Raw genomic sequence first — 21,357 nt, forward strand, 5'->3', positions numbered from 1 at the left:
GACGCGGGATGGAGCAGTCTGGTAGCTCGTCGGGCTCATAACCCGAAGGTCGTCGGTTCAAATCCGGCTCCCGCAACCAAACATCAAAAAAGGCTACTCGAAAGAGTGGCCTTTTTTGTGCGCGCGTGTTTTGCCATGCGATTCGATTTCAATTCATGCACGCTTTCCTGTAGGAGCCGGCTTGCTGGCGATGGTCGTTAACGATAACGCGTGCTGCCTGAATCAACGCGGCGCACTCGAGTCCATCGCCAGCAAGCCGGCTCCTACAGGTAACGCGCCATCGGTGTCTCCCAACATTCCGTGAGAGATCTGTTTTTTGGCAGCAGGGAGAAATCGTTCTGATTCCGAAACTTAGGTCTCCCCTGCGACCGTTCGCCGCTTATTCACGTTTATTTGACCCGGTTCCGGATTAACGGTTGACACATCAGCGTATCTCTATAGAATGCCGCCACACAGACGCGGGATGGAGCAGTCTGGTAGCTCGTCGGGCTCATAACCCGAAGGTCGTCGGTTCAAATCCGGCTCCCGCAACCAAACATCAAAAAAGGCTACTCGAAAGAGTGGCCTTTTTTGTATCTGTTGAAAAAGTCCTTTCGCAACAATGACCTGTCACTCTGTGGGGATCGCTGACACCCTGAGATCAGACTATGCTGAGTCCCAGACGGAACCCTCCACGACAGATGACCTGCCATCGCCGATACCCGGCGAGTGGCGTTAATATTTGTGATTATTTTTTTCTACAGGGATTGGTAACTTGGCTGGATACCCCCATCCTGTCGCGCACAATCCAAGAGGTGATTGATGCGCGCCAACTCGTCTGACCCACAAGACACCGTCACAGCGACACAACCCATCAAGCCCGAGCGTTTGCGCTTGCTTGATCAGGTCAGCAAGTATCGCCAACCCATCGGTCTGGCGGTCACCCTGCTGTTGTTCGCGATCGCGCTGATTGCCTGTCGCCACTTGCTGAGCGAACTCGATCTGTACGCTCTGCACGACTCGATTCTTGAAGTGCCGAAACCGGCATTGCTGGGCGCACTGGCGGCGACGGTCGTCGGCTTCATCATATTGCTCGGCTATGAATGGTCGGCCAGCCGCTATGCCGGCGTAACGCTTGCGCCGCGTATTCTTGCACTCGGGGGGTTCACCGCTTTCGCCATCGGCAATGCCATCGGCCTGTCGATGCTCTCGGGGGGCTCGGTTCGCTATCGTTTATATGCACGTCATGGCCTGGGGGCTTCAGACGTCGCTCACATGACGCTGTTCGCCAGCCTCTCGCTCGGCTGCGCCCTGCCCCCGCTGGCCGCCCTGGCCACGCTGAGCAACCTGCCAGCCGCTTCCGCCGCCCTCGGGCTCTCCGAGATGTTGCTGGGCGTGATCGCTGCCGCCGTGCTGCTGCTGTTTACCGTATTGGCTGTCGGCATCTACCGTCGTCGCCTGCCGGAGCAGCCTTACCCGGATAACCTGCTGGTCAAGGTTGGCCGCCGCACCTTGCGCCTCCCGGGCCGCCGCCTGACGGTCCTGCAACTGATCATTACTGCCCTGGACGTCGCCGCCGCTGCAACCGTGCTTTATCTGTTGCTGCCGGAAGCCCCGCCGTTCGGCGCCTTCCTGCTGGTGTACCTGCTGGCGCTGGCCGCAGGCGTGCTCAGTCATGTCCCCGGCGGTGTCGGGGTGTTCGAAGCGATTCTGCTGGCCGCCTTTGCCGATAAACTCGGCGCTGCACCGCTGGCTGCCGCGTTGTTGCTCTATCGCCTGATCTACGTGGTGCTGCCGCTACTGGTCGCGTGCGTGCTGCTGCTGATCAACGAAGGCCAGCGCCTGTTCCAGACGCGCCAGTCTTTGCGCGCCGCGTCCGGTCTGGCCGCGCCGATTCTGGCGGTGCTGGTGTTCCTGTCCGGCGTGGTGCTGCTGTTTTCCGGCGTGACCCCGGAAATCGATACACGCCTGGAACACATCGGCTTTCTGATTCCCCATCGACTGGTCGACGCCTCGCACTTCGGCGCCAGCCTGGTCGGTGTACTTTGCCTGCTGCTGGCTCAAGGCCTGCGCCGCCGACTGTCGGCCGCCTGGATGCTGACCACCATTCTGTTGCTGGTCGGCGCGGTGCTGTCGCTGCTCAAAGGTTTCGACTGGGAAGAAGCCTGCCTGATGACGTTGACCGCGAGCCTGCTGGGGGTTTTCCGCCGCTCGTTCTATCGCCCGAGCCGTTTGACCGAATTGCCGTTTTCGCCGCTGTATCTGGTGTCGAGCCTGTGCGTGCTCGGCGCGTCGATCTGGCTGCTGCTGTTCGCTTATCAGGACGTCCCGTACAGCCATCAACTCTGGTGGCAGTTCACCCTCGACGCCGACGCCCCGCGTGGCTTGCGCTCGTTGCTGGGCGCCGCCGTGCTGCTGGTGGTGGTGTCCCTGACCTGGCTGCTGCGCACTGCGCGCCCGGTGATTCACCTGCCGACGCCGGATGAGCTGGACCGCGCGGTAAAAATCCTGATGGCTTCCGCACAACCGGATGGCGGCCTGGCCCTGACCGGTGACAAGGCGCTGCTGTTTCACCCCAACGACGAGGCGTTCCTGATGTACGCCCGCCGTGGGCGCAGCCTCGTGGCCTTGTACGACCCGATCGGCCCGACCCAGCAACGCGCCGAGATGATCTGGCAGTTCCGCGACCTCTGCGACATCCACCACGCCCGCCCCGTGTTCTATCAAGTCCGCGCGGAAAACCTGCCGTACTACATGGACATCGGCCTGACCGCAATCAAGCTCGGCGAAGAAGCCCGGGTCGATCTGCAGCGTTTTGATCTTGAAGCCAAGGGCAAAGAGATGAAGGACCTGCGCTACACCTGGAACCGTGGCACCCGCGATGGCCTGTCGCTGGAGATCCATGAGCCGGGACATGCGCCGATGGATGAGCTCAAGGTGATTTCCGATGCCTGGCTGACCGGCAAGAACGTGCGCGAGAAAGGCTTCTCCCTCGGCCGTTTCAGCGATGACTACCTCAAGCATTTCCGCGTCGCGGTGATTCGTTTCGAAGGGCGTCCGGTGGCGTTCGCCAATTTGCTCGAGACTTACGGCCACGACCTGGCCAGCCTCGACCTGATGCGCGCGCACCCGGACGCCCCCAAGCTGACCATGGAATTCATGATGGTCGGCCTGATTCAACATTATAAAAATCATGGATACGCGCGCTTCAGCCTGGGCATGGTGCCGTTGTCGGGGTTGCAACCCCGTCGCGGCGCACCACTGACCCAGCGCCTGGGCTCGATGGTATTCCGCCGTGGTGAGCAGCTTTACAACTTCCAAGGTTTGCGCCGCTTCAAAGACAAGTTCCAGCCTGACTGGGAACCCCGTTATATGGCCGTGCCCGCCGGACTTGATCCGCTGGTTGCCCTGGCCGACACTGCTGCCCTGATTGCGGGCGGCTTGACTGGATTGGTGAAACGCTGATGATTCGACGCTCCTTGCGGTACGTACTGGCCACACTGGTAGTGCTGGCCCTGATTCTTGGCGGCGGTTACTGGTACCTCAAACGCCCGGCGCCAGAACCGACCCTCGAACGGCTGACACCCGCCGACGGCGCCGCGATGACCCGCGTCATTCCCGGCAACACGCCACGCGCCCAGGTGCTGGTGGCGGTCAATGAAGACCAGAAGCTCAGCGACAAACAATTGATGACCCTGAGCCGCACCGGCTCGGCGCAGATCGTTCAGGTGATCCTGCCCAAGGAATGCCTGCTGCAAAGCCGCGCCCTGCAAGCAGGCCTGAGAGAACTCAAAGGCCCGGCGACCCTGGTCAGCGGCATCGGCCCTGGCGCCGTGCTGGCGTGGCGCTGGTTGTCCGAACAGAAGGACGACAAGTCCCAGGCCGTTTCGGTGGACCTGGCCCTGGAAAAACCCGGCTGCACCCACCTTTTGCCGAAAAGCGCCGCTCACGGTCATTGGCTGGTGGCGTGGAACGACAACCCGGACGACACCAGCGCCGGCTTCGTGCGCGACCAACCCAACGCCGAAACCAGCATCAGCGACTACGACATCAACCTGCCGCAAGTGCTGAACAACGAACTGCGCAAGCTCCTCGTCGGAGGCGACAAAGCCGCTGGCGGCCTGCAGATTCCAGTGGTTGAAGTCCCGGCCGGCCAGGCCAAGGACACCGTTACCCTGTTCCTCTCCGGCGATGGCGGCTGGCGCGACCTCGACCGCGACGTGGCGGGCGAAATGGCCAAGATCGGCTACCCGGTGGTCGGCATCGACACCCTGCGCTACTACTGGCAGCACAAGAGCCCGGAACAAAGCGCCCTGGACCTCGCCGAACTGATGCAGCACTACCGGCAGAAATGGGGCACCAAGCGCTTCATCCTGACCGGCTACTCGTTCGGCGCCGACGTCTTGCCGGCGATCTACAACCGCCTTGAAGCCTCGGAACAGCAGCGCGTCGACGCAATCATCCTGCTGGCCTTCGCCCGCACCGGCAGCTTCGAAATCGAAGTCGAAGGCTGGCTCGGGAACGCCGGCAAAGAAGCCGCCACCGGCCCGGAAATGGCCAAGCTGCCACCGGAGAAAGTGGTGTGCATCTACGGTGAAGAAGAGACCGACGAAAGCGGCTGCACCGACAAGACTGCGGTGGGCGAAGCGATCAAGTTGCCTGGCGGCCACCACTTCGACGAGAACTACCCGAAACTGGCCCAGCGGTTGGTGGATGTGATCGAGAAGCGTCAACCCAAGGTTGCTGAAGAGTGATTTGAGCCGTATGTCACAAAAAAGCCCCCGCGACCTGAAGGTTCCGGGGGCTTTTTTTATGGATGAGCGGTTAGTCATCTGGATGGAAATTCAACGGGCTCAGAATGGAATCCAGTTACAGCGCCATTATCTCGCCATCACCGCTTTCTCCAAGTAAACTCCCTGTATTTTTCAGGAAGGGAAACCGACGATGAGCCAGCCGTCACTAGTCATCAACCTCTCAAATAGCGGGACGGGAAAGTTCGACGAACGTAACGATATATTGCAGCGGGATGCTCTCAAGCGTCTCGACGCTCTCATCGTCGAACAGGTAAACGGTATTTCTGACGATAGCGAAGACAGTTACACCAAGGTCAAAGAAACCTCATTGAGCTATACACGTATCCACAATGCGATGCTCATTCAAGGTGGGCGCGGCAGCGGCAAAACCACCTTTCTTCTTAACGCCCTACGCCGACTGAACGCTTCGCAAAACCTGAACAATTCGGAAGAACCAGACATCGCCAAGGTAGCGGGCAACCTTCACGTCCTGCCGATGATTGACCCGACCCTTATAGAAACCAAAGAAAACATCATCATCGTCATTCTGTCGATGATTGAGGCGGCCATTGCGCATGTAACGGACGATAGCGGCAAAATGGAGAAGGTGCGATGGAATCGGACCGGACTCGGCCTACGGTAATGAATGGGAAGACGCCAACTGGGTCATGAGCCGCGGTCTGCATAAAGCAAAGAAAGGTCGATTGTTTGAGCTGAAATTTGGCGTTTATCTTGAAACAGCACTAGCTATGCTCGATAAAAAAGCTTTCGTGATTGCCTTTGACGATGTCGATACCAACTTTAACCACGGGCACACGATCCTCGAGACCATCCGCAAATACCTAACTTCTCCCCGCCTTGTTCTGTTGCTATCCGGTGACCTGGATCTCTATGGTCGCCTGCTGCGACGCAACATCTACAGCACATTCGGCGAACAAGTCCTGAAATACGATCCCGATGTCATCGGAGATGACAAACGTAACCTTGGGCATGCGGTGCTCGAGTTGGAAGAACAGTACCTTCTGAAAATTGTCCCCCCACAGAACCGAATTCCAATGTTGCCATTAGGTGGCATCATGCAAGGATCAAAAGTCTTCGTGAATAAGGATGGGGATCCGAAGAACGAACTAGAACTATCTTTTTGGGCCAACGAGCAGATCCGAAAGTTGCTCCTTGAAAAAGATGGGCAGTCGCAGACGTTCTTCGACTTCGTCTCCATGGAACACCTGCGCTTGGTCATTGGCTACCTGCAGGCACTTAATCAGGACGACAAAAAAGCCAGTCGCCAGATGATTTTGAAGGTATTCGAAACTCGACTGAGAACCAGCCAGGTTCCGACAGACCTTATCGAGCGAGGCAATTTCGACTACTCCCTGAGATCCGCGTTCGAATGGCTGGGCAACCAGGATGACGCGCCCGACTTGCTTCAATTCAGCGTTCCGGCAGACCCAGTCAGGGCTGTGGTTCTTCATTGCTTGGCACTGGCACTTGCTCAAGGTCTCGAAACGCGTGGTGGCGGAGCATTGCGAGCACTATTTGCTCTCGCGCTACCCGTTACGATGATGAGGCGACCGGAAAACATCGACAAAGAAACTCGAACGTCCATTTTCCGCTTTCTCTGGACCAATTCCGCCCCCTCACTACCCGAAATAGCAGCGCGCATCGGCACCATCGATCGGTCTCGCCGCCAAGAGATAGGAAAAGTACCCGCTAGTTCTTTCGGATCAGTGGGTCTAACTCATAAGCTTTCACCGAAAGACAATTTGCTTCGACTATACGGTCTAAGCGACCCTGTCAAGAGTGGCGATCGCCTGACTGTCGCCGATCTGGTTGATCTCAACTGGCCAGACATTGATGACACAACCTCACATTGGGTTCATGAGGTTTATGTCTCAGAAAACAGTGACTTACAAGTCCGACAGAGTGTGAGCTGGTTCTCGATCGACGATCTGATACAAGAGCGAAGTGAAAAGTTTAGCGAGGTTCTGAAGTTGATCGTCTACAAACGCTTCAGCGCCCGCGGAGAGGTGTTCCGGTCACTTTCAGCCCTTTCACTTTTCGCCGTTATTGGAGATTTGTTAATGTCCAACGAAATCGGCGACCTAACCTCCCATGCCGTATCTGCCACTATCCCTCCATTCAAGCGGGAAAAACACAAGACGACCTCAATTTTTCAAACGAAGCAGACGACGAGCAAAACGAGGACGAATCTAGGGAAGATGAAGACACGAGTCACGTACAGGACGACGGATATTTCGACAGTTTCATGCGGGACCTCAAGGATTGGCACGCCTTCGCCCGTGACGGCCGTCTAAACGCTGCTGTATCGCCATCAATGCTCGGAAGCATTGCTTCGCGTATACATGATGACCTGATGGATTTGGATGAAAAGGTCACCTCGTCCTGGAAAAGCGGGCAAATCCTGCACAGGCAGATCACAAACATCTTGCACGGTATTCTCGTGCTCACTTCAGGTCTACCGGGGCGCAAGGAAAGCCCAAAAGTCTCTGATCGGCCATTGCGCGAGGCACTCGGGCGCATTCAGGGAACCAGAATGGGCGCCTCACTTCACCCATTGGCGATCATTCTCCTTTCCTGCCCGCTGGTCTGGATTTTCATGGACCCGCGCGACTACAACGATGATGAAGAGTTAACTCCTAACCTACTTAATGTTACCGCGCTCGAAACCTTGAAAGACTGGAGAGACCATCAGGAAGAGGAGAACCTCAAGGTTTATCCGCACTTCGAACGCTGGCTGACTGCGCCAAAAATCCGAATCAAAATCGGCCCCATCGTTCAATCCGTTAACCAACGCTCCGTACTTTTGGACGGTTTCTATGATGTCCTGAACGTCGTACCACGCAATGTCACGAAATAAACCCGAGCAGCCCTCGCCCCTTGCGAACGAGCTGTTCGAAGCCCGCGAACTGGTGGACTACGCCAAATGCGTGCTGTCCAACTTGGACCTATTGCGCGCATTCGAGCGCTTGTCGAAATCGGCGCCCGACAAGGTCGACGTGACAAAGCATTTCACGCAGGAGCAAAAGGCAAATTTGAACGAAGCCCATTGTACAGGACGTTTCGTGCATATGCGCCGGCTCCATCCTTCGTTGACCGATGAGGGGGCCGAAAACCGCATTGCGCGGATCGTGAGGCGAATCAATGGTCGAACGGCACTACCCGATCAGTATCCCGGCAGCCTGCGCCTGGGCTGGCCGCAGAAACCGCAGGTTGAGACGGACGATGATCTGAATGGCAACCTGCGGGAACTGTTGTCCTGTCTGGGCGAAATGTTCCTCTGCGAGGGCAACGATGGTTCGATCCGGGTGCGGACAAGGTTGCTGGAGCCTTGGCAGGATCTGGTGCTGGCGGTCCCGCCACTGCTGATTACGTCGGCTTGGATGGCGCAGCGTCTGCACTTGTCCGACGCCACGCCGTCAGTTGCCGAGCTGCAACGCGCTGGCGCCCGGTTAAATGCTTGGCTGTGCGATTCCACCTTACCGGTGGATGATGATCCGTTCCTCGATCATCTTTGCCGTACCGAAGGGCTGGACGAAACCCATCTGCACCTCAACGGCACCACCGAGGCAGAGAAGGTCTGGTGTGATGCGCTAGAGCGACCGGAAAAGGTTGTCGGCGGACTGACGGCAAAGACCATCAAAGAAGACATCGGCATCAAGGTACCGATTGGCAACGGTGTGAAGCGCTTGCTGCAGCAAGAAGATCCGGACCTTACACCGCAACGACTGATGCAGCGGGTTAAAGACGCCGCCGCGCTCAAGGCAGACCTATTGAATCACGCGACGCCCAACGTTGAGCCGACGTTCTGCGAGCCTCCGGTCGCAGCCTATCGCCGTGCACAGGAAAACTGCCTGCGTCGCCTTTCTGCGCAGACACCCAAGGTGGTCAAGGAAGCCTGGCAACTAGTGACGCTGTTCAAAGGCTTTGACGAAAACCGTCTGGATCACACCGCAGGTTTGCGCTTCTGGCACTACGCACTGCTGCGGGCGCAGTTCTGTCGCCTGCTTATTCAACAATCGAACCAGAAAGGGTTTGACCAGTTCCAGCACATCACGCTCAACGAATTGCGTGAAGCGACAGAGAAAGATTACGCCGAGCGGTTCCGCCAAATCGAGCGAGGCCAGCAAAAAGGAGTAGATTTTCTGGAAGGCCGATTCACTCCGAAAATGCCCCCCGATGACACCGCAAAATTGCTCGGACTGATTTTGCGCGGTTATCTGGAGTTTCTGGGCGAAGGTGTTGCCCGACCCGCCGGGGTGATGCGCGAAGCACGCGAGTATCGCTCACTCTCGGACTTGTTGAGTCGAGTCCGAAGGCTAGAAGTCGGGGACGATCAATTACTCGACAATAGGCGAGAACAGACCAACCAAAGCCATATCCCGCGCTCATCCCGACGCCTGCGGCTTGGACTGGTACCGCACTTCGTTAAACAGACTCACAAAAAAGAGCGTGAAGACTTCTTTGGTGGTGAGAAATTGCGTGCGAGTTGCCGGGACGCGAAAGTGCGCCGCGAATCCGATCAGCGTGCGCGGGCGCTTGTGGCGTTGATCCATCGCACCCCCGGACTCGAAACGCTGATTCGCGGCATCGATGCCGCCAGCAATGAACGCCACGCTGGACCCGAGGTGTTCGCCCCAGTGTTTCGCCGCATGCGACATGCCGGCATCCGCCGTTTCACCTATCACGCTGGAGAAGACTTCGGGCACATCATCTCTGGGATCCGGGCGATCCACGAAGCGGTGGTTTTCCTCGACTTCGATGCGGGATGCAGGATCGGCCACGGCACGGCGTCGGGTCTGGACCCGAAAGCATGGTGGGAAGCCGTCAGCGGTTACGTGGTCATGCCGACAGAGGATCGGCTAGACGATCTGGTGTTCGCCAGAGAAATGCTGCTTTCGACCCGCACACACATTGATCGCCTGCCATTGATCGAAGCGGAGATCCAGCGCCTGTCAATGAAGATCTGGAACGAGCCGCGCATCACACCCAACCTCCTCGCCGAGGCTTGGAAACTTCGTTCACTTGATCCTCTGGCTCACAACGTGAGTCTGGAGGATGTGGACCCCAATCGAAGATTCGAAGCGCGCTGCTTTGCCAGCGCCCGCCAACGCAACTCCAATGCACTCAATCACTTCTTGCGCCGACATGGCATAAATGCGAGCACCGAGGAGCTGAGGGCAGCACGGGAGGACGTAGTCGTTTCGCAGGAGAACGATGTGTTGCGACCCAAGGTCATCCGTACCATTCAGAACGCGGTGCTGCGATTGCTGCGTGAACGCTCGATTGCCATTGAGACACTGCCGAGCAGCAACCTGCGGATCAGTATCCACCAGTGCTACAACGATCATCACGCCCGGAACTGGCTGGGCCTTGGCAAGCATCCTGTAGGCGGTCCTGTCAGTGTGGTAATCGGCTCGGACGATCCGGGCATTTTTGCGACCGGGTTGCGTCTTGAGTACGCCCACCTTTCGCGAATGCTGCACGCCCATGTCCTGTCGCCCGCCAGTGCTAAGGAGTTACTTCACCGAATGTGTGTCGAAGCAAAGCAGTATCGCTTCTGAAAGACCAGGCCGGAAACACAAAAAAGCCCCCGCGGCCTTATGGTTACGGATTTTTTTACGTGTGCAAACATGAAGCGCTACATCTACTAGCCGAACTTCATGTCGATAGCTTGTCTTCCAAGATTAAAACTGAACATCTATCCACGTTACGTCATCTTCAAGAGCAACAAAGTCGCTATCAGGTGCTGCCAACAAGCTGCTTTGCTGCGACTCCGTTAACTCCGCCCAGAAGCCATCGGTTACAAACACTAGTTGCTCACCGACGGCCAATGGATGGAAAACAAAGTCAGGGTTCGGGGCACGATCAGCCTTCAGGCATCGGGTTATCCAGTTTCGAGCCGGATCTTGCGCCAGCTCACGATGCGAACGGTCGCGCCTCCAATTGGCCTTGCAGTGGGGCGGTGTAATCCACTTGATCATGCCTGCTGGTGTCACCACACCGCACGAACAGTCACCTTCATACGCAAGCGTGAGCTTCCCATGAGCTGCGAAACCGACCAGGTAACACGTGGTCCCTGTCTGGCCCGCAAACAAAGCGGGGTGAAGCTCGGCCAGCATTGAACCAAGTACCTGCTCAACTGCTCCGTGCTCAGTGATATCGGCCCCCTGCTCCATGTGTTTCGGGTAGGCCTCTAAAACACCTTTTACGAAGCACTCGGCCAGTTGACCGCTGCCGGGCTTCGACGTACCGTCCGTGATGACGAACAGTCCTCTGTCGCCGTCGCAGAGAGCTCCAGCGTAGTCATGATTGGTTTTCCTGGTCCGTCCTGTTACTGATCTGGTGTTGTATCTCATGCGTTACCCAGATCCTTCATGCGCATATGAATGATTCGCCCTCTACCCGGATTCGCCTGCACCGAGCCCGAGCTTTCAATCACGTAGTCGATACCATTGAGCGCCACGAGCTCTCGAATTCCAGTCGTGATGAAGTCCCTGAGCTCGGACTCAGCTTGGCGAACTTCTTCCAAAAGCTCTGTTCGACCATCAATCAAGATGATGATGTCTTCGACATCTTTGTGGTACGCGTCGCCCTCACCGCGACCGCTAAAGGCCTCTAGCTTCGTCGCAAGAAAGTAGGTCGGTTTAAATATCTGAATGGCCGTACCGCTGGGCAACGTAAATTTATCAGCCCTCGACAGCCCTTCCACGAACCAACGGTTGGCATATCCGAGAACAGCGGGGTCAGAAGGCATCACATCAACGACGACATCGTTGAAGCGGAAACGGCAGTTGACGTCATCCTCACCGGTGATCTTGAAGTTCTTGGCCGCCAGCCGCTCCGTGAGGTGTTGCCAAGCGCTAATGCCTGCCAGTTCGATCACCAAGTCGACATCATCGGTAAAACGAATGTCGTCCAGCACAGTAGTGTCAGTAACCAGCATGGCCGTGGTGCAGCCGCCGACGAAGGCAACCTCAGCAAGAAACTCCTCCCCCAAGCCGTCTGCAACATACTCTATGAGCTCATAGTTGTGATCAGCGTTTGATGACATGTTATTTCAGGCCCATCCCCGCCTTGAGAATCTTGATCGCGACTCCACACTCTCGCGGGCCGCCAAGACGAATCGCGTCAACCAGCGCGAGGTAGTGGTAAAGAGTTCTATCCTTCTTCACCGCTTCCGGCACCGTCCTGTAAAGCGGCTCTATCGCTTGGCCACGCTCAGTTCCGAGAGCATCAGGCCAAACCGGAATCAGCCCACCAGCGCTCTTGATACTTTTGGACAGAGCTGGCGCTGCGAAGCCTGTTGGAATACCGCGAGCCATTGCGCCAGGCTTCACGGGGAAAAAATATTTCAAAGCGTGCTCAGTAATTTTCAGCAGCTCTCGTCGATTAACTTTCGCAAGTCCAGTGTCGTAGTCATTGGTCAGTAATCCAGACTCACGACATCTGGCTATGGAGTTTGAAATCTCGCTTTTGCTTAGCCCAAGAGACGCAGACAACGCACGCAACGAGTAACCTTCACTCCAACTCGCCAGCGGCGGAGAAGGTACAGGCTCCGACCACCCTTCCCAGCCATCCTCCTCACCCACGGGTGAGTCGAACTCCTGGCGGTGGAATACAGCTTCTTCAACACCAATGGGGTAGATGACTAGCGGCAGCCCCACTCGCGCCCCTGCCGTCAGATTTATCTGCCGGGGCTTCAGCAATTCCTCAACCGTGTTCGAATTCGACTCAGATTCCATCTTCCCAAAAAGATTTTCTTCCTGGGCGTGAAGGCTGACCATCTTGAACAAAAGCAATATGTCTTGACTCTTCATGAAACCAGAAACTCCAAGCGTCCACATTCCACAAAACGTGGACACTTGTCGCATTGAAAATATTGGTCCGTCAAGACCTTTCGATATTTACCAGGTTCAACGAGAACCTGCATATCATCAGCCACGTCAACGGGCGGGATAGCGACAACTCCGGTTTCATTCGTCTGCCACAACAACACAAAAATACCGGCGACTCGTAAAATCGCTCGCTGCGTTTAGTTTTGTTTACTCAAGGTGACGCAATATCGGATGACGCCCGCAGACCTTGTAGGCAAACTCCGATTCGTGTTTTTTGGGCACTTTGATGCCTTGTTGCACTTTTCTTCGACGGGATAGTCTCCGGACGTCGCTGACCATTCAGCGATCGGGTGTGGTAACCCGGCGAAACTAGCGCAACAGCGCCCTCATCTCGAACACAGACATTTTTATGTCTGCAATTTCGCGTTACGGCGGCTGTGCGTGGGACGCCCTTGGGCGTGCCGGTTTCCTTGGTTTCCCGGTTTACCACCCTGCGCACAGCTGCCACCCTTTTCGTGTGGTAACGAGAACCGGCAGCTCCTCGACCCCAGGAGAAAACCATGACAAATACAAAACAGTCCGAACCCTCAGGGCTGAAAACCATCGGCCTCACCCCCTTCATCTACTGCTCAAACCAACCGCTGTTCCACGTCACTCGAGACGTTCCCCTCGGTGATGCGTTAGCCATGGCCTCCGATTTTCTGTTCCTGGCCAAGGAACTGGCCCGAGATGCGGCCTTCAACCGCGATACCGACCGCCACATCTGGGCCGCGCATTATCTGACGGCAATGAGCAAGGCGGTGGTGGATGATGTGGTGAAGGTGCTGGAGCGACCGGCTGCGACGAATACCGAACCCAAAAAATAGTGACCTGAGCGCAATCCCGACAGACGCCGCAGCCCCCTTGTGGGAGCGGGCTTGCTCGCGAAAGCGGACTAACATTCAACATTGATGTCGACTCACCCACCGCCCTCGCGAGCAAGCCCGCTCCCACATTGGATCTCCACCATCTTCACGCTGTGCGCTCAGACACAAAAAAGCCCCCGCTGCCTTCACGGCAACGGGGGCTTTTTGATGTCGCGGGGCTTACATCTCGACCTGCGTGCCCAATTCAATCACCCGGTTCAGCGGCAGATTGAAGAACCGCAAATTGCCATTGGCATTCTTCAACATGAACGCAAATAACGCCTCGCGCCAGCGGGCCATGCCTTCAAGCTTGGAGGCGATGACCGTCTCGCGGCTGAGGAAGTAGGTAGTGCGCATCGGGCTGAAATCCAGGTCATCGAGATGACACAACTTCAGCGCTTGCGGCACGTCCGGCTCGTCGATAAAGCCAAAGTGCAGAATCACCCGGAAGAACCCTTCGCCGTAGGATTCGACTTCGAAGCGCCGAGTCGGCGGCACACGCGGGATGTCTTCGTACACCACCGTCAGCAGCACCACTTGCTCGTGCAGCACCTGGTTATGCAACAGGTTGTGCAACAACGCGTGGGGCACGGCGTCTGGCCGCGCGGTGAGGAACACCGCCGTGCCCTGGACACGATGCGGCGGTTGCACGGCGATACTGCTGATGAAAATCGGCAGTGGCAGCCCGCCTTCATCCATGCGCTCCACCAGCAACTGCTTGCCGCGTTTCCAGGTGGTCATCAGCACGAACAGCGCGATACCGGCGATCACCGGGAATGCCCCGCCCTGAACGATTTTCGGCACGTTGGCGGCGAAATACAGACCGTCCACCAGCAGGAAGCCGATCAACACCGGCACCGCGAGGACTGGCGGCCACTTCCACAGCAACAGCATCACTGCCGACACCAGGATGGTGGTCATCAACATGGTGCCCGTCACCGCCACACCGTAGGCCGAGGCCAGGGCGCCGGAGGATTCGAAGCCGAGCACCAACAGGATCACGCCGACCATCAGCGACCAGTTCACCGCGCCGATGTAGATCTGGCCCTGTTCGGCGCTGGAGGTGTGCTGGATGTGCATGCGCGGAATGTACCCGAGCTGAATCGCCTGCCGGGTCAGGGAGAACGCACCGGAAATCACCGCTTGCGAGGCGATCACCGTGGCCAGGGTCGACAGGCCGACCAACGGAATCAGCGCCCAGCTTGGCGCCAGCAGATAGAACGGGTTGCGCGCCGCCTCCGGATCACCGAGCAGCAAGGCGCCCTGGCCGAAGTAGTTAAGTACCAGCGCTGGCAGCACAAGGAGGAACCATGCCCGGGCAATCGGCTTGCGACCGAAGTGGCCCATGTCGGCGTACAGGGCTTCGGCGCCGGTCAACGCCAGCACCACGGCGCCAAGGATCGCCACGCCCATGCCCGGATGCTGGGTGAAGAAACGCACGCCCCAGACCGGGTTCAGCGCGTGCAACACTTCCGGGTGCTGCAGGATGCCGTAGACGCCCAACGCGCCCAGGACCAGGAACCAGGTGACCATGATCGGCCCGAACAGAATGCCGATGCGCGCAGTGCCGTGACTCTGGATCAAAAACAGCGCCACCAGCACGACCAGCGACAGCGGCACCACCCAATGGTCGATACCTTCGAAGGCCAGCCCGAGGCCTTCAATCGCCGAGAGTACGGAAATCGCTGGCGTAATCATGCTGTCGCCATAAAACAGCGCCGCGCCGATCAGTCCACAGACCACCAGCAACGTCCGCAATTTCTTATGCCCCGCCGCTGCCCGCCGAGCCAGCGCGGTCAACGCCATGATCCCGCCTTCGCCCTGGTTGTCGGCGCGCAGGACAAACAACATGTACTTGATCGAGACGACCCAGATCAGCGACCAGAAGATCAGCGCCAGGATGCCCAACACGCCGTCATGATTGACCGGCACACCGTAGCCACCGGAAAACACTTCTTTGAGGGTGTACAGCGGGCTCGTGCCGATATCGCCGTAAACCACACCGACCGCCGCGACCAGCATGCCGATCGGCTTTGCCGCCGAATGCCCGGCGCTCGCTACCTGACTACTTGCCTGCCCCATCCAACACTCCTACTACCCAGACCGGACTTCTTTAGAAGAAGCACTATGCTTTGTCACGCAGCATGCGCTGTTTTACTTACAGTTACAGACGTTTTGTTGACTGTAAAAAATCGGTAAAGCGTAACGGCGCGAAGCATAGCGCAGCACTCGTCGTATTTCCCTCCATAAAGCTGGTCAAGTGAACGTCTCATCGCTAGAATTGCGCACTTTTTGATCAGAGGCGCACCAAGCGCCCGTTTGTCGCCTTGCCGTCTTCGGCTGGAGGCGTCACAAATACCGAGGTTAGACATGTCCACCACTCCTGCGCCGGCCAATCCAAAGGTTGGCTTCGTATCCCTGGGTTGCCCCAAAGCACTGGTCGACTCCGAGCGCATCCTTACCCAGCTGCGCATGGAAGGTTATGACGTTGTGTCCACCTACCAGGACGCCGATGTCGTGGTGGTCAACACCTGCGGCTTCATCGACTCGGCCAAGGCCGAATCCCTGGAAGTGATCGGCGAGGCCATCAAGGAAAACGGCAAGGTCATCGTGACCGGCTGCATGGGTGTCGAAGAAGGCAACATTCGCAACGTGCACCCGAGCGTGCTGGCCGTGACCGGTCCGCAGCAGTACGAGCAAGTGGTCAATGCGGTGCACGACGTCGTGCCACCACGTCAGGATCACAACCCGCTGATCGATCTGGTGCCGCCGCAAGGCATCAAGCTGACCCCGCGCCACTACGCGTACCTGAAGATTTCCGAAGGCTGCAACCACAGCTGCAGCTTCTGCATCATCCCGTCGATGCGCGGCAAGCTGGTCAGCCGTCCGGTCGGTGACGTACTCGACGAAGCCCAGCGCCTGGTCAAGGCCGGCGTCAAGGAGCTGTTGGTGATCTCGCAAGACACCAGCGCCTACGGCGTCGATGTGAAATACCGCACCGGTTTCTGGAACGGCGCGCCGGTGAAAACCCGCATGACCGAACTCTGCGAAGCCCTGAGCACCCTTGGGGTCTGGGTTCGCTTGCACTACGTTTACCCGTACCCGCACGTCGACGAGCTGATCCCGCTGATGGCCGCCGGCAAGATCCTGCCGTACCTGGACATCCCGTTCCAGCACGCCAGCCCGAAAGTCCTGAAGTCGATGAAACGCCCGGCGTTCGAAGACAAGACCCTGGCGCGCATCAAGAACTGGCGCGAGATCTGCCCGGACCTGATCATCCGTTCGACCTTCATCGTCGGCTTCCCCGGCGAAACCGAAGAAGACTTCCAGTACCTGCTGAACTGGCTGACCGAAGCCCAGCTCGACCGCGTCGGCTGCTTCCAGTACTCGCCGGTCGAAGGTGCACCGGCCAACGACCTCGACCTGGACATCGTCCCGGACGACGTCAAGCAGGACCGTTGGGACCGCTTCATGGCGCACCAGCAAGCTATCAGCTCGGCGCGTCTGCAAATGCGCGTCGGCCGTGAAATCGAAGTGCTGGTCGATGAAGTCGACGAGCAAGGCGCGGTTGGCCGTTGCTTCTTCGATGCCCCGGAAATCGACGGCAACGTGTTCATCGACAACGGCAGCAACCTGAAGCCGGGCGACAAAGTCTGGTGCAAGGTCACCGACGCCGACGAGTACGACCTGTGGGCTGAACAGATCTAAACGCAAAAAATACGAAAAGCCCCGCTCTCTTGACGAGATGCGGGGCTTTTTTACGTCTATCGTTTTGTGGGAGAAAGGACTCGCACCCATCACTGCAAAAGGGGCATTCGGCCATGCGCCAACATTCGGTCATCCACACGCCGAAACAGAGCGACTATCAGGAACTGACTCGGGTCTGGGAAGACTCGGTGCGCGCCACCCATGACTTCCTGCCGGACAGTTACATCGAACTGCTGAAGAACCTGGTGCTGACCCGCTACCTCGACGCGGTGATGCTGATCTGCACCAAAGACTCGCGCCAGCGCATCACCGGGTTCGCCGGCGTCGCGGCGGGCAAGATCGAAATGCTTTTCATCGACCCGGCTCATCGCGGCCAGGGCCTGGGCAAACAGTTGCTGCGCTATGCCATGGAACACCTGAATGCCGATGAACTGGACGTCAACGAACAGAACCCGCAGGCGCTGGGGTTCTACTTCAAACAAGGGTTCGAGGTGATCGGTCGCTCGGAGCATGACGGCATGGGTCAGCCTTATCCGTTGTTACACATGCGCTTGCGCCAAACCCGACAACAGTCGAGCAATGGCTGACACACCACGCAACTGCAGGAGCCGGCTTGCTGGCGATAGCATCACCTCGGTACAAATGACACACCGCATCGCCTGCTTCGCCAGCAAGCCGGCTCCTACAAAAAGCCCAACGGTGAAATGGAGCCGGGATTAACCGGCGCCCAGCAGGTACAATGCCCACCCCTTTTTTGTTACGGCCCTGTCATGACTGACCCGATTCGTCTCTCCAAACGCCTCATCGAACTCGTCGGCTGTTCCCGTCGGGAGGCTGAGCTGTTCATCGAGGGCGGCTGGGTCACCGTGGACGGTGAAGTCATCGACGAGCCGCAGTTCAAAGTCGACACCCAGAAAGTCGAGCTCGATCCAGAAGCCAAGGCCACTGCGCCCGAGCCGGTGACCATCCTGTTCAACGTCCCGGCAGGCATGGACGCGGACACGGCCATGGCGACGATCAGCGCCGACACCCTGAGCGAAGAACACCGCTTCAGCAAACGGCCGCTCAAGGGGCATTTCCTGCGCCTGACCGCCAGCACCGACCTGCAGGCCAACGCCAGCGGTCTGTTGGTGTTCACCCAGGACTGGAAGATCCTGCGCAAACTCACTGCCGATTCCGCAAAAATCGAGCAAGAGTATGTGGTCGAGGTTGAAGGCGACATGGTGGCTCACGGCCTCAACCGTCTGAACCACGGCCTGACCTACAAGGGCAAGGAACTGCCGCCGGTCAAAGCCAGCTGGCAGAACGAAAACCGCCTGCGTTTTGCGATGAAGAACCCACAACCGGGCGTGATCGCCCTGTTCTGCCAGGCCGTCGGCCTGAAGGTCGTCGCCATCCGCCGCATCCGCATTGGCGGCGTGTCCATCGGTAAAGTGCCGTTGGGCCAATGGCGCTACCTGTCCGGCAAAGAGAAGTTCTAAGACTTTTCACGCCGCCACACATTTTGGCGCCGCGGCTTATGCGGCGCCCACTGCCGAATATCAGGATTGCACACCATGATTCATAACGACGTACTGCGCAGCGTGCGCTACATGCTCGACATCAGCGACAAGAAAGTCATCGAGATCATCAAGCTCGGCGGCATGGACGTGTCCCTGGAAGACCTGTTGACGTACCTCGACAAGAAAGAAGAAGACGAGGAAGGCTTCGTACGCTGCCCGGACGAAGTCATGGCGCATTTCCTCGACGGCCTGGTGATCTTCAAGCGCGGCAAGGACGAAAGCCGTCCGCCGCAGCCGATCGAAGTGCCGGTGACCAATAACATCATCCTCAAGAAACTGCGTGTGGCCTTCGAACTGAAGGAAGACGACATGCACGCGATCCTCAAGGCCGCCGAGTTCCCGGTGTCCAAGCCTGAGCTGAGCGCGCTGTTCCGCAAGTTCGGCCACACCAACTACCGTCCGTGCGGCGACCAGTTGCTGCGCAATTTCCTCAAGGGCCTGACCCTGCGCGTTCGCCAGTAGGAGCCGGCTTGCTGGCGATGGCAATCTTCAAAACGCCATCGCCCTGTAGGAGCCGGCTTGCTGGCGATAGCGATCTTCAAAGCGCCATCGCCCTGTAGGAGCCGGCTTGCTGGCGATGGCAATCTTCAAAGCGCCATCGCCCTGTAGGAGCACGGCTTGCTGGCGATGGCAATCTTCAAAACGCCATCGCCCTGTAGGAGCCGGCTTGCTGGCGATAGCGATTTTGAGAACGCCATCGCCAGCAAGCCGGCGCCTACAATTGACCGTCGCTGGCCCGGCTGTATGAATCCCCATTCCGCGCAAAAATAGTGGCTCCGCTTCCGGCAGCTGACGACTAGGGTGTATTGACCCTCAGCTCTCAGGATTCGCCATGCACCCGTACTTTTCCCTGCAAGGCCGCACCGCTCTGGTGACCGGCGGCACCCGTGGTATCGGCAAAATGATCGCCAAGGCTTATGTCGAGGCTGGCGCTACGGTGTACGTCTGCTCGCGGGATGCCCAAGCCTGCCTGCAAACCGCCGAGGAGTTGAGCGCCCTCGGTCACTGCCACGGCGTGGCGGCCAACCTGGCCACCGAAGAAGGTGTGCTTCAGCTCGCCACGCAACTGGGTGAACAGATCAGCCATCTGGACATTCTGGTGAACAACGCCGGCACCACCTGGGGCGCGCCGCTGGAGAGCTACCCGGTCAAAGGCTGGGAAAAGGTCATGCAGCTCAACGTGACCTCGGTATTCAACTGCATCCAGCAGTTCTTGCCGCTGTTGCGCAAGGCCGGGACGGAGGCGAGCCCGGCGCGGATCATCAACATAGGCTCGGTGGCGGGGATTTCTTCCTTCGGCGAACAGGCTTATGCCTACGGGCCGAGCAAGGCTGCCCTACATCAACTGTCGCGGATTCTGGCGCGGGAGCTGGTGAGCCAGCACATCAATGTCAACGTGATTGCGCCGGGACGTTTCCCGAGCAAGATGACACAACACATTGGCAATGATGAGGAGGCGCTGGCAGAGGATACAGCGCTGATTCCGATGAAGCGCTGGGGGCGGGAGGAAGAGATGGCGGCGCTGGCGATCAGTCTGGCGAGTACCGCTGGGGCGTATATGACCGGGAACATTATTCCGCTGGATGGTGGGTTCAGCCTCTAATCCGCGGCGCGGCCATCGCGAGCAAGCCCGCTCCCACATTGGATCTCCTGTGACCACACCCTTTGTGGCCGATATAAATCCAGTGTGGGAGCGGGCTTGCTCGCGAAGGCGTCCTGTCAGGCTCCACCGATGCATGAGTTGATCGGGTTATCATGCCCGCTTCATTCCCGCCTCGACCCCAAACCATGACCTACAGCGTTTCCCCCATCGGCTTCGTGCGCTCCTGCTTCAAGGAGAAGTTCGCCATCCCGCGCCAGCCGCAACTGGCCCCCGCCGCTCGCGGCGTACTGGAGCTGGTAGCGCCGTTCGATCAGGGCGATGCGGTGCAAGGACTGGAGCAAGTGAGTCACGTCTGGCTTCTGTTCCTGTTTCACCAGGCCCTGGAAGAAAAACCACGCCTGAAAGTCCGCCCTCCTCGCCTCGGCGGCAACAAGTCCATGGGCGTGTTCGCCACCCGCGCGACGCATCGGCCCAATGGCATCGGCCAATCCGTGGTGAAGCTGGACAAGGTTGAAGCCGATCGCCTGTGGATATCCGGTATCGACCTGCTGGATGGCACGCCGATTCTCGACATCAAACCTTACGTGCCTTACGCCGACATCATCGACACGGCCTCCAATAGCATCGCCAGCGCTGCGCCGCCGTTGATTCCCGTGCAGTGGACGGATTCGGCGCTGGAGCAGGCGCACGGGCATGCTCAGCGCCTTGAAGAACCGCTGGTAGAACTGATCGAGCAATGTCTGACACAGGATCCGCGCCCGGCGTACCAGACGCCTGCGCCTGAGCGAGAGTATGGGGCGCAGTTCTGGGATGTGGATGTGCGGTGGCATTACCCCGAGGCTGGCATGATCCGCGTTCTCGAAGTCATTCCCGCGAAAGTCTGAACACCGGAACGAAAAAGCCCGCATGACCTTCTCAGGCCATGCGGGCTTTTCTTTGCGCTACATATCT

General features: G+C 58.2%; 17 protein-coding genes and 2 tRNA genes. 15 read left to right on the forward strand and 4 right to left on the reverse strand.

The features are described 5' to 3' along the window. The first annotated feature begins 2 nt into the window (after positions 1–2). The 8 genes from FBY04_RS23725 (at position 3) to FBY04_RS23750 (ending at position 10,354) form a co-directional block, all read left to right on the forward strand. Positions 3–79: transfer RNA gene (locus tag FBY04_RS23725), tRNA-Met, on the forward strand. A 378-nt stretch (positions 80–457) separates the two neighbouring features. Further along, positions 458–534 (forward strand) — tRNA-Met (locus FBY04_RS23730). A 267-nt stretch (positions 535–801) separates the two neighbouring features. Then, positions 802–3,444: a bifunctional lysylphosphatidylglycerol flippase/synthetase MprF gene (gene mprF / locus FBY04_RS23735; protein ID WP_145317277.1), complete on the forward strand. Its 2,643-nt coding sequence runs from the start codon at positions 802–804 to the stop codon at positions 3,442–3,444. Next, positions 3,444–4,733 (forward strand): virulence factor family protein, encoded by a 1,290-nt coding sequence (locus tag FBY04_RS23740; RefSeq protein WP_145317280.1) that lies wholly within the window; start codon positions 3,444–3,446, stop codon positions 4,731–4,733. The genes mprF and FBY04_RS23740 overlap by 1 nt, the downstream gene beginning before the upstream one ends. Before the next feature lie 190 nt (positions 4,734–4,923). Then, positions 4,924–5,415 (forward strand): hypothetical protein, encoded by a 492-nt coding sequence (locus tag FBY04_RS32850; RefSeq protein WP_256667138.1) that lies wholly within the window; start codon positions 4,924–4,926, stop codon positions 5,413–5,415. Between the two features lie 25 nt (positions 5,416–5,440). Next, a complete protein-coding gene (locus tag FBY04_RS32855) occupies positions 5,441–7,087 on the forward strand; it encodes a hypothetical protein (RefSeq protein WP_256667139.1) in 1,647 nt (548 codons plus the stop codon). Between the two features lie 59 nt (positions 7,088–7,146). Continuing rightward, positions 7,147–7,650: a hypothetical protein gene (locus tag FBY04_RS32860; protein WP_256667140.1), complete on the forward strand. Its 504-nt coding sequence runs from the start codon at positions 7,147–7,149 to the stop codon at positions 7,648–7,650. Next, entirely contained in the window at positions 7,637–10,354 is a 2,718-nt protein-coding gene (locus FBY04_RS23750; protein WP_145317283.1) for an adenosine deaminase, read from the forward strand. Before FBY04_RS32860 ends, FBY04_RS23750 begins: the two co-directional genes overlap by 14 nt. Before the next feature lie 123 nt (positions 10,355–10,477). Here FBY04_RS23750 and FBY04_RS23755 read toward each other — a convergent pair whose 3' ends face one another. From FBY04_RS23755 to FBY04_RS23765, 3 genes are read right to left on the reverse strand one after another with little or no spacing between them, the layout of a single operon-like run. Beyond that, positions 10,478–11,149 carry a PP2C family serine/threonine-protein phosphatase gene (locus FBY04_RS23755; RefSeq protein WP_145317286.1) on the reverse strand — a complete coding sequence of 224 codons (672 nt, stop codon included), beginning with the start codon at positions 11,147–11,149 and terminating at the stop codon, positions 10,478–10,480. Beyond that, entirely contained in the window at positions 11,146–11,844 is a 699-nt protein-coding gene (locus tag FBY04_RS23760) for a hypothetical protein (protein ID WP_145317289.1), read from the reverse strand. The genes FBY04_RS23755 and FBY04_RS23760 overlap by 4 nt, the downstream gene beginning before the upstream one ends. 1 nt (position 11,845) lies before the next feature. Next, entirely contained in the window at positions 11,846–12,610 is a 765-nt protein-coding gene (locus tag FBY04_RS23765) for a MarR family transcriptional regulator (RefSeq protein ID WP_145317292.1), read from the reverse strand. A gap of 578 nt (positions 12,611–13,188) precedes the next feature. Here FBY04_RS23765 and FBY04_RS23770 point away from each other — a divergent pair. Further along, a complete protein-coding gene (locus FBY04_RS23770; RefSeq protein WP_145317295.1) occupies positions 13,189–13,494 on the forward strand; it encodes a DUF3077 domain-containing protein in 306 nt (101 codons plus the stop codon). Between the two features lie 219 nt (positions 13,495–13,713). On the opposite strand, the gene FBY04_RS23780 is transcribed toward FBY04_RS23770, so the two are convergent. Next, entirely contained in the window at positions 13,714–15,615 is a 1,902-nt protein-coding gene (locus tag FBY04_RS23780; protein WP_084323792.1) for a potassium transporter Kup, read from the reverse strand. A 288-nt stretch (positions 15,616–15,903) separates the two neighbouring features. On the opposite strand from FBY04_RS23780, the gene rimO reads away from it, so the two are divergent. From rimO to tsaA, 6 genes are all read left to right on the forward strand, one after another. Then, positions 15,904–17,241, forward strand: a complete 1,338-nt coding sequence (gene rimO / locus FBY04_RS23790) for a 30S ribosomal protein S12 methylthiotransferase RimO (RefSeq protein ID WP_008030039.1) — start codon at positions 15,904–15,906, stop codon at positions 17,239–17,241. Positions 17,242–17,354: 113 nt separating this feature from the next. Then, positions 17,355–17,828 (forward strand): GNAT family N-acetyltransferase, encoded by a 474-nt coding sequence (locus tag FBY04_RS23795; RefSeq protein WP_084323790.1) that lies wholly within the window; start codon positions 17,355–17,357, stop codon positions 17,826–17,828. Positions 17,829–18,011: 183 nt separating this feature from the next. Further along, entirely contained in the window at positions 18,012–18,722 is a 711-nt protein-coding gene (locus FBY04_RS23800; protein WP_017336770.1) for an rRNA pseudouridine synthase, read from the forward strand. Positions 18,723–18,797: 75 nt separating this feature from the next. Beyond that, a complete protein-coding gene (locus tag FBY04_RS23805; protein ID WP_084323788.1) occupies positions 18,798–19,265 on the forward strand; it encodes a DUF1456 family protein in 468 nt (155 codons plus the stop codon). A 370-nt stretch (positions 19,266–19,635) separates the two neighbouring features. Next, positions 19,636–20,406 (forward strand): SDR family oxidoreductase, encoded by a 771-nt coding sequence (locus tag FBY04_RS23810; RefSeq protein WP_084322325.1) that lies wholly within the window; start codon positions 19,636–19,638, stop codon positions 20,404–20,406. A 185-nt stretch (positions 20,407–20,591) separates the two neighbouring features. Continuing rightward, complete coding sequence (tsaA, locus tag FBY04_RS23815) at positions 20,592–21,290, forward strand: tRNA (N6-threonylcarbamoyladenosine(37)-N6)-methyltransferase TrmO (RefSeq protein WP_145317298.1); 699 nt, start codon at positions 20,592–20,594, stop codon at positions 21,288–21,290. Positions 21,291–21,357 lie beyond the last annotated feature (67 nt).

Source organism: Pseudomonas sp. SJZ080, assembly GCF_007828295.1.
GTDB classification, from domain to species: domain Bacteria; phylum Pseudomonadota; class Gammaproteobacteria; order Pseudomonadales; family Pseudomonadaceae; genus Aquipseudomonas; species Aquipseudomonas migulae_A.

Coding starts and splice junctions, on each gene's coding strand:
- FBY04_RS32850 (WP_256667138.1), top strand. CDS start 4,924: ATGAGCCAGCCGTCACTAGTCATCAACCTCTCAAATAGCGGGACGGGA.
- FBY04_RS23750 (WP_145317283.1), top strand. CDS start 7,637: ATGTCACGAAATAAACCCGAGCAGCCCTCGCCCCTTGCGAACGAGCTG.
- FBY04_RS23770 (WP_145317295.1), top strand. CDS start 13,189: ATGACAAATACAAAACAGTCCGAACCCTCAGGGCTGAAAACCATCGGC.
- FBY04_RS23755 (WP_145317286.1), bottom strand. CDS start 11,149: ATGAGATACAACACCAGATCAGTAACAGGACGGACCAGGAAAACCAAT.
- FBY04_RS23760 (WP_145317289.1), bottom strand. CDS start 11,844: ATGTCATCAAACGCTGATCACAACTATGAGCTCATAGAGTATGTTGCA.
- FBY04_RS23780 (WP_084323792.1), bottom strand. CDS start 15,615: ATGGGGCAGGCAAGTAGTCAGGTAGCGAGCGCCGGGCATTCGGCGGCA.
- FBY04_RS23740 (WP_145317280.1), top strand. CDS start 3,444: ATGATTCGACGCTCCTTGCGGTACGTACTGGCCACACTGGTAGTGCTG.
- FBY04_RS32860 (WP_256667140.1), top strand. CDS start 7,147: ATGGATTTGGATGAAAAGGTCACCTCGTCCTGGAAAAGCGGGCAAATC.
- FBY04_RS23810 (WP_084322325.1), top strand. CDS start 19,636: ATGCACCCGTACTTTTCCCTGCAAGGCCGCACCGCTCTGGTGACCGGC.
- tsaA (WP_145317298.1), top strand. CDS start 20,592: ATGACCTACAGCGTTTCCCCCATCGGCTTCGTGCGCTCCTGCTTCAAG.
- FBY04_RS23800 (WP_017336770.1), top strand. CDS start 18,012: ATGACTGACCCGATTCGTCTCTCCAAACGCCTCATCGAACTCGTCGGC.
- FBY04_RS23805 (WP_084323788.1), top strand. CDS start 18,798: ATGATTCATAACGACGTACTGCGCAGCGTGCGCTACATGCTCGACATC.
- FBY04_RS23765 (WP_145317292.1), bottom strand. CDS start 12,610: ATGAAGAGTCAAGACATATTGCTTTTGTTCAAGATGGTCAGCCTTCAC.
- FBY04_RS32855 (WP_256667139.1), top strand. CDS start 5,441: ATGAGCCGCGGTCTGCATAAAGCAAAGAAAGGTCGATTGTTTGAGCTG.
- mprF (WP_145317277.1), top strand. CDS start 802: ATGCGCGCCAACTCGTCTGACCCACAAGACACCGTCACAGCGACACAA.
- FBY04_RS23795 (WP_084323790.1), top strand. CDS start 17,355: ATGCGCCAACATTCGGTCATCCACACGCCGAAACAGAGCGACTATCAG.
- rimO (WP_008030039.1), top strand. CDS start 15,904: ATGTCCACCACTCCTGCGCCGGCCAATCCAAAGGTTGGCTTCGTATCC.